The sequence below is a fragment of the Verrucomicrobium sp. 3C genome (genome assembly GCF_000379365.1).
Taxonomy (GTDB): Bacteria; Verrucomicrobiota; Verrucomicrobiia; order Methylacidiphilales; family Methylacidiphilaceae; genus Methylacidimicrobium.
This window is the reverse complement of the sequence record NZ_KB901877.1, coordinates 214,007-220,635: the sequence shown is the minus strand read 5'-3', so window position 1 is coordinate 220,635 and position 6,629 is coordinate 214,007. Positions and strand designations below refer to the sequence as shown.

4 protein-coding genes and 2 pseudogenes are annotated in these 6,629 nt (G+C 61.8%); 2 read left to right on the top strand and 4 right to left on the bottom strand.

Going from position 1 to position 6,629, the window contains the following annotated elements; all coding sequences use genetic code 11:
* Together A37A_RS0113685 and A37A_RS17650 are read left to right on the top strand one after the other, a co-directional pair.
* Window positions 1-541: pseudogene (locus A37A_RS0113685) on the top strand (hypothetical protein); the annotation flags it as partial.
* A gap of 235 nt (window positions 542-776) precedes the next feature.
* Window positions 777-1,713, top strand: a pseudogene (locus tag A37A_RS17650) (IS481 family transposase); the annotation flags it as partial.
* 25 nt (window positions 1,714-1,738) lie between these two features.
* Here A37A_RS17650 and A37A_RS0113675 read toward each other — a convergent pair.
* From A37A_RS0113675 to A37A_RS0113660, 4 genes are all read right to left on the bottom strand, one after another.
* Window positions 1,739-3,619 carry a SulP family inorganic anion transporter gene (locus A37A_RS0113675; protein ID WP_018292056.1) on the bottom strand — a complete coding sequence of 627 codons (1,881 nt, stop codon included), beginning with the start codon at window positions 3,617-3,619 and terminating at the stop codon, window positions 1,739-1,741.
* Window positions 3,565-4,716 carry a hypothetical protein gene (locus A37A_RS0113670; RefSeq protein ID WP_018292055.1) on the bottom strand — a complete coding sequence of 384 codons (1,152 nt, stop codon included), beginning with the start codon at window positions 4,714-4,716 and terminating at the stop codon, window positions 3,565-3,567. Before A37A_RS0113670 ends, A37A_RS0113675 begins: the two co-directional genes overlap by 55 nt.
* Window positions 4,717-4,792: 76 nt before the next feature.
* A complete protein-coding gene (gene leuB, locus A37A_RS0113665) occupies window positions 4,793-5,878 on the bottom strand; it encodes a 3-isopropylmalate dehydrogenase (protein ID WP_018292054.1) in 1,086 nt (361 codons plus the stop codon).
* Window positions 5,879-5,912: 34 nt separating this feature from the next.
* Complete coding sequence (locus A37A_RS0113660; protein ID WP_018292053.1) at window positions 5,913-6,455, bottom strand: hypothetical protein; 543 nt, start codon at window positions 6,453-6,455, stop codon at window positions 5,913-5,915.
* Window positions 6,456-6,629 lie beyond the last annotated feature (174 nt).

Sequence of the window (6,629 nt, the reverse complement as noted above, 5' to 3'; positions counted from 1 at the left end):
CCGGGTCGGCCGGATGCTGCAGCGGTGCAAGGCGCACAAGTACTTCCGGTACGGAATCGACGGGGACGGTCGGTTCTGGTGGAAGCTCGACGAGAAGGAGATTGCCAAGGAGCAGGCCACCGACGGCTGGTATCTGCTGGAAACCAATCTGCCCCCCACCGAGGCGTCCGCTATGGAAGTCCTAGCCCACTATAAAAGCCTCGGCGAGGTCGAGCAGGCGTTTTGCGAATTAAAAAGTTACCTCGAGGTCCGGCCGGTCTTCCATTGGCGGCCGGATCGGGTCCGGAACCACGTGAGGATCTGCTTCCTCGCGTATTGGATGACGGCTCGTTTGGCCGCCGAGTGGAGCAAGCTCGGTGTTGTCGAACACGTTCCTGCGCTCCTGCGCCGCCTCCAAGCAATCCGCCTCGGCGTTCTCTCCGTGGAAGGCAAGCCGATCGTTCGTCTTTTGAGCAAGATTCCTCGGGAACTGAATCGGCTCCTGGAAAAACTTCGTCTGCTCCCGCTCTTCGCCCAGCCGCCGGCTTGGGCAGCGATGTAGCCAGTAGCGGAAAGGCCTGTTCTTTCGCATCAATGAGTTATGCTGCTACTCAACGGAAGTCAGGCTAGGCGTCGGAAAGGCGTCGAAACGGGGCTTGGAAAGCGGATGTTGGTAATTATTAAGGGCGTAGATGTTGGGGTTCGCATGATTACATTCTAGAAAATCGCCGTCCGTTGTTGCTCGGGCGTGCGGTGCTTCGGGAGGTTGTGGCAAACTGGAAAGCCGAGGTAAAAGTATGAGAATCACCCTGCACAAAAATGCGACGACTACGCCGGCGATCCGCACGGCGATTCAACGGGCAACGGGCAGCGATTACGAGTTGGCGAGGCAGTTTCGCGTGACTCGGCAGACGATTCGTCGGTGGCGGAAGCGGGATTTCGTCTCGGACGCCAGCCACACGCCGCATCATCTTCCGACGACACTCAATGCGGGACAGGAAGAGCTGGTCATCTACTTGCGTACGCAGCTCCGGCTGCCGCTGGATGATCTGCTGGCCGTCATCCGCGAATTTATCGAACCCTCCATGACCCGCTCGGCCTTGGGTCGGCTCCTGCGGCGTCGAGGCCACTCCCGGTTGCCTCAACCGGAAACACCGGCCAATCCCACCAAACCCTTTAAAGTTTACCTGCCGGGCTATTTTCATGTGGATGTCAAATACCTGCCCCAGATGGCCGACGAGACTTCTCGCCGTTATGTCTTCGTCGCCAAGGACCCGAGCGACCCGTTGGGTCTTCCTGGCGGTCAAGCGTGCAAAGACCCCAGCGGCCGCCCGCAGCTTCCTCCACGCGCTGGCCAAAGCGGCACCCGTCAAAATCCAAACCATCCTCACCGATAACGGCAAGGAGTTCACCGATCGGGTCTTCGGCCAAGAACCCAAGGATGCTACCGGATCCCATGAATTCGACGCGCTCTGCCAAGCATTGGGAATCGAGTACCGCCTGACTAGGCCGAAGACGCCTCGCACCAATGGCATGGTGCAGCGCTTCAACGGAAGACTGGCGCAGATCCTCCGTACTCATCACTTCCAAAGCTCCCTCGACCTAAAAACCACGCTCCACCGCTACGCTTGGCTCTACAACGAACACCTCCCTCAAAAATCGCTCAATCATCAAACCCCGCTTCATGCCCTCAAAACATGGCAACAATCTCATCCGCAGCTCTTCCAAAAACAGTACGTAATCATCCCGGACCTGACACTTACGTCGATCCCTTTGCTTCGGTCCCGCCAGCCTTAGGCTTGGGTTGGACCTTTTCGAAGAAGATCCGCACTTCGCTCTCCTTTCTGCCGAGAAGGTGCTGGGCGCGGAGAAGGGCATTGCGGGTCGAGAGGTTGGGATGGACGCCGAAGAGCGGGAAGACATTTTCCCGGCCGATCGCCTGGATGACTCCGGAGTTGCGGAGCACCCGGATGACGGGTCTCGTGACTCCGCTGAGGAGGAGATGGCGACCGCTCTCCTGCATCATGCGGGCGAGTTCGTCGACGGCCAGCGCGCAAGTCGCATCGAGATGATGGGCGTTGCGCATCCGGAGGATGACGACTCGGAGGGAGGGATCGAGGCAGATTCGGCGGATCTGCTCGCGAAAGAGGTCGGCGACGCCAAAGAAGAGCTCTCCCTCCACGTGAATGATGCAAATTTCCGGAAGAACTCTCTTCTCGGATCGGCCTTTTTCGCGCAATCCCTCTTCCTCGTCATAGGTGTATTCGACGAGGGAAGGCTGACCGACCTGCTGGAGGAAGAGCGCAATCGAGAGGCCGATGCCCAGGCCGATGGCCAAGTCGAGCGGCGTCAGGAGGGCGCTCAGGAAGGTGGTGAGGAAGACGAGCCCGTCGGCCCGGCTGGTTTGCAGCGCGATCCGGATGTCCCGCCAGTTGATCAGCGAGACTCCGGTGAGCACCACCAGGGTGGCGAGCGCAGGCATGGGGACGTAGGCAAAGAGCGGGCCGCCCAGCAAGAGGCCGCCCGCCAAGAGGAGGCCGCTCCAGAGGTTGGCCAGGACGGTGGCGGGCTTGCTGATCCAGTTGATGGCGGAGCGGGTCAGGGAGCCCGAAACGGGCATTCCACCCAAGAAGGCGCATGCGACGTTCGCCGCACCTTGGGCAAACATCTCCCGATTGGGGTCGATTGGCTCGCCGGACCGGCTGGCGAGCGACTTGCCGATGCTCGCCCCTTCGATAGCGGCAAAGAACGCGAGCGCCAAGGAGGCGCTGGCGAGCTGCGAGAACCAGTCCCAGTGGAAAGAGGGCAGGGTGACCGGCCAGAAGCCGAGCGGAAGGGCTTCGAGATAGTGGATCGGAAAATGGAGCTTGGGCAGGGGAAGAGCGAGGAGGGAGACGAGGAAAAGGGCGAGAGCGACGGCGGGAAGCTTCGGGAGAGCGGTCTTGAGCAGCCACCAGACGAGGAAGGTGAGAACGCTCAGAAGGACGGAGGGCCATTGGGCCTGGCCCGCATGGAGGATCGTCTGGATTACGATGTCGGTAAAGGTCGAGACCTCCGGAATCGAGACGCCTAGCATATGGTGCGCCTGATTGGCGATGATCAAAAAAGCAGCGCCGGTGATGTAGCCGATCACGACCGTCCGGGAGACATATTGAGTGAGCGAGGCCGCGCGGAAGAGCGCACCGGCCAGGAGGGCAACCCCGATCAGGAGCAGAAGGAAACTCAAGGAGGGGATCTTGTCGACCTTTCCGGCCATGCCCAGGTAAGAGCTGAAGACAAGCACCGCGGTTGCGTTGGTGGGGCCGAGCACGACGTAGCGGGAACTCTGGAAGAGCGGACCGATGACCGAGGCGACGGCGCAGGCGTAGATCCCGTATTGGACGGGAAGCCCCGCGATCAAGGCATACGCCATGCCCTGGGGAAAGGAGAGGAGAGCGACGTTGAGCGCGGCGCGCAAGTCGGCGCGCAGCTTTACGGGGGAGTAGGAACGAAACGTGGCGCGCAGCGGCCCGAGCTCCAAGTGGAGCCCTTTCCACTGATCCCGAAGTTGGCGAGCCAACGTGGCGGAGATGGGCCAACGGCGTTTCAGGAAGAGCCGACGAGCATAGTTTTCCAGTCGATTCCCCTTGTGTGGCTCCATTTTCGGTAAGCCTCCGGCAAGATTTCCGACGGTTTGATTTCGCTGCGTCCTCCCCAGAAGATATTCGAGTAGAGAACCGGAATCCCGAACTGGCGAAGGTGCTCGTCGATCGCGGTCTTGTGGAGCAAGAGCCGATCCTTTTCCCGGCCGTGCGCGACCGCCATCAAGTTGACGTTGCCGAACTCCGGGCCCGCTTCCCGCCAGTAGCAGTGGGTGAGAACCTCGAAACGGCCGATCTCTTCTCCCGCCTCTTCCTCTCTTCCCTGCGGGATCGCCCAGTGGAAGAGCCCGTTGAAGCGGGTAACCCGTTCTCCAGTGGAGAGGGGCTTCACGTGCTCGAGAAAGGTCGAAAAGCGGCCGAAGATTCCCATCTGGTCGAGCTCTCTCGCCACCCGGACAAAGTCCTGCCGGGAGAGTCCGATCGAACGGGCACGGGCTTCCCACAAGCCCAAGCCGACTTCCGCCGGTTGCAGCTCTTCCTTGAGGGCACCGAGAACCTTCCACTGTTCCAGGGAGAGCTTACGCACCTCCACCCTGTGCATCCGTGCCCGGGCCGGGGAGATGGCGCCGATCTCAAGCGTCCGCCGGCGGACATGGCCCACGCCGAGGGTGAAGATTCCCTTGGCGCGAAGGATCCGGTGGCGGGTGGCACCGATTTCCGCGGCGAGGCAGCGGCAATGGGCTTCCAGCGAAAACCCTTGCGGTACTTTGAGGGTGCTCCAGAGCCGAAAGGAGGAACCCGTGCTGGCGGAATCCGTCGAGCGGAGGACGACATGGCCGCTGAAGGGGTCTTCGCCGATGAGGAAGTCGAAGGCCGGCCCCAGCTTCTCTTCCGGGATCTCCCAGGCAATGAGTGCGCCTGGAGCTAAGTCGTTGGCAAGCAGGGTCTGTCGAACTCTCCGGATCGTGCCGCTCTCGAGCATCGCCCGAATGCGCGCCGTGACGGTTGCGACCGGAAGGCCGGAGAGCCGGGCGATCTCCCCGATCGGCTCTTCGTGAAAGCCTGCGAGCTTATCCTCGGAGACCGAGAGGATTCGTGCGTTGAGCGGATCTTCGGTGCTGACCGGAAAGGGTTCGCTCAGGTCGATCGAATTCATGATGTCCTTTTGGCAAAGAATGAGCCCTCACACAAAAGAAAAAGCCCCGCCTCTCCACGAAAGGCGATGGCCTCCCTTACGGATTCTCCAAGCGATCCAGGATCGCTTGGGCAAAGGGTTCCGTTCCTACGGTCTTGCCGCCATCGGAGGCAATATCCGGGGTGCGGAAGCCGTCGCTCAGCGCGGCGCGAAACGCAGCTTCGATCGCAAGCGCCGCCTTCTCCTCGCACAGGCTATAGCGCAGGAGGAGAGCAGCGCAAAGAATCTCCGCGCTGGGGTTGGCGATTCCCTTCCCGGCAATGTCGGGGGCGGAGCCTCCGGCTGGCTCGTAGAGACCGAACCGGGCCTTGCCCAAGGAAGCGCTCGGGAGCATGCCGAGCGAACCGCAGAGGGCTGCGGCTTCGTCGCTCAAGATGTCCCCGAAGAGGTTTTCGCAGAGGAGCACGTCGAACTGCCTTGGATTGCGCACCAGTTGCATGGCCGCGTTGTCGACGTAGAGAAAGCCGAGCTGGACGTCGGTGTAGTCGGCGCAGATCCGGCGGACCGTCTTCCTCCAGAGAAGGCTCGACTCGAGCACGTTGGCTTTGTCGACCAGGGTGACGAACTTCTTTCTGGCTCGCGCGGCCTCGAAGGCGACTCGAGCGACCCGTTCGATCTCGGCGGTCTCGTAGACCAGGGTGTCGATCGCCCGCTCTCCGCGATCCGTCATCACGGTCCCCTTGGGCTGGCCGAAGTAGAGGCCGCCGGTCAGCTCCCGGACGACCAGCAGGTCGACGCCGCGGGCGACGTCGCTCTTGAGGGGCGAGGAGCTCAGAAGCTCCGGATAGCAGGAGATCGGACGGAGGTTCGCATAGAGGCCGAAGGTGCGTCGGAGGGGCAGGAGAGCCGCGCGCTCGGGCTGTTTTTCGGCGGGAAGCGCTTCCCATTGGGGGCCACCGACCGAGCCAAAGAGAATCGCCTGGGAATTCCGGCAGACCGCTAGCGTCTCTTCGGGGAGGGCCTTGCCCGCTGCGTCGATTGCTGCCCCCCCCACCAGCGCTTCCTCGAAGTCGAGGCGAAATCCGAACTTGTGGGCGGCAGCACGCAGGATCGGCAGCGTGGCGGCCATGATCTCCGGCCCGATGCCGTCTCCAGCGAGGACGGCGATGCGATAGGTGTTCATGAAAGGGAAAAGGCGGTAGCGGGAGAGGGTGCCCTTACGGGGTGGAAACCATGCCGGTCTTGCGGGCATATTGGAAGATGCCGCCCGCCTCGACCACGGGTCTTACCTCGCCCAGGGATTTGAGCCGGCGGCGCGCGGGGCCCACGGAGATCGTTTCGTTCTGGAGATCGACTTCGACCAGATCGCCGGTTCGTATCCTCTCGCAGAGCCGCTCGGCAGACTCACATGGGTAGAGCACTCCGGTCGAAACCGAATTGCGGAAGAAGATCCGCGCGTAGCTTTCGGCAACCACGATCCGGCAACCGGCGGCCGCAAGCGCGATCGGCGCGTGCTCCCGGGAAGAACCGCAACCGAAGTTGCGACCGGCGATCAGGATGGGATAGCGGGATGTTTCTTCCCCGCGGGCGATGAAGCGCTCCGGGTAGAGATCGTCCGGCAGACCGGAAAGGGCATAGGACCCCAATTTGTGAAGCTCTTCGGGCACCGTCGGCACCAACATCAGATATTGGGCCGGGATGATCTGATCGGTATCGATATTGTCGCCGACGACGTAGGCTGGGCCGGAAATCGTAGACACTGCTTGCTCTCGTTCGAGCTTTATAGCGGGCCAAGACGGATGGCAATCGCAAAGTTGCTCGTTGTCGTGGAAAAGTCAAACGAGGTGGATTTGCCTTTGGCCGCAGCACCGGCAAGATCACCTCCTCCTTCCTCCGCCATTTCCTGCCAGGCTGCTGCCGGAGGGAGGGGAGGG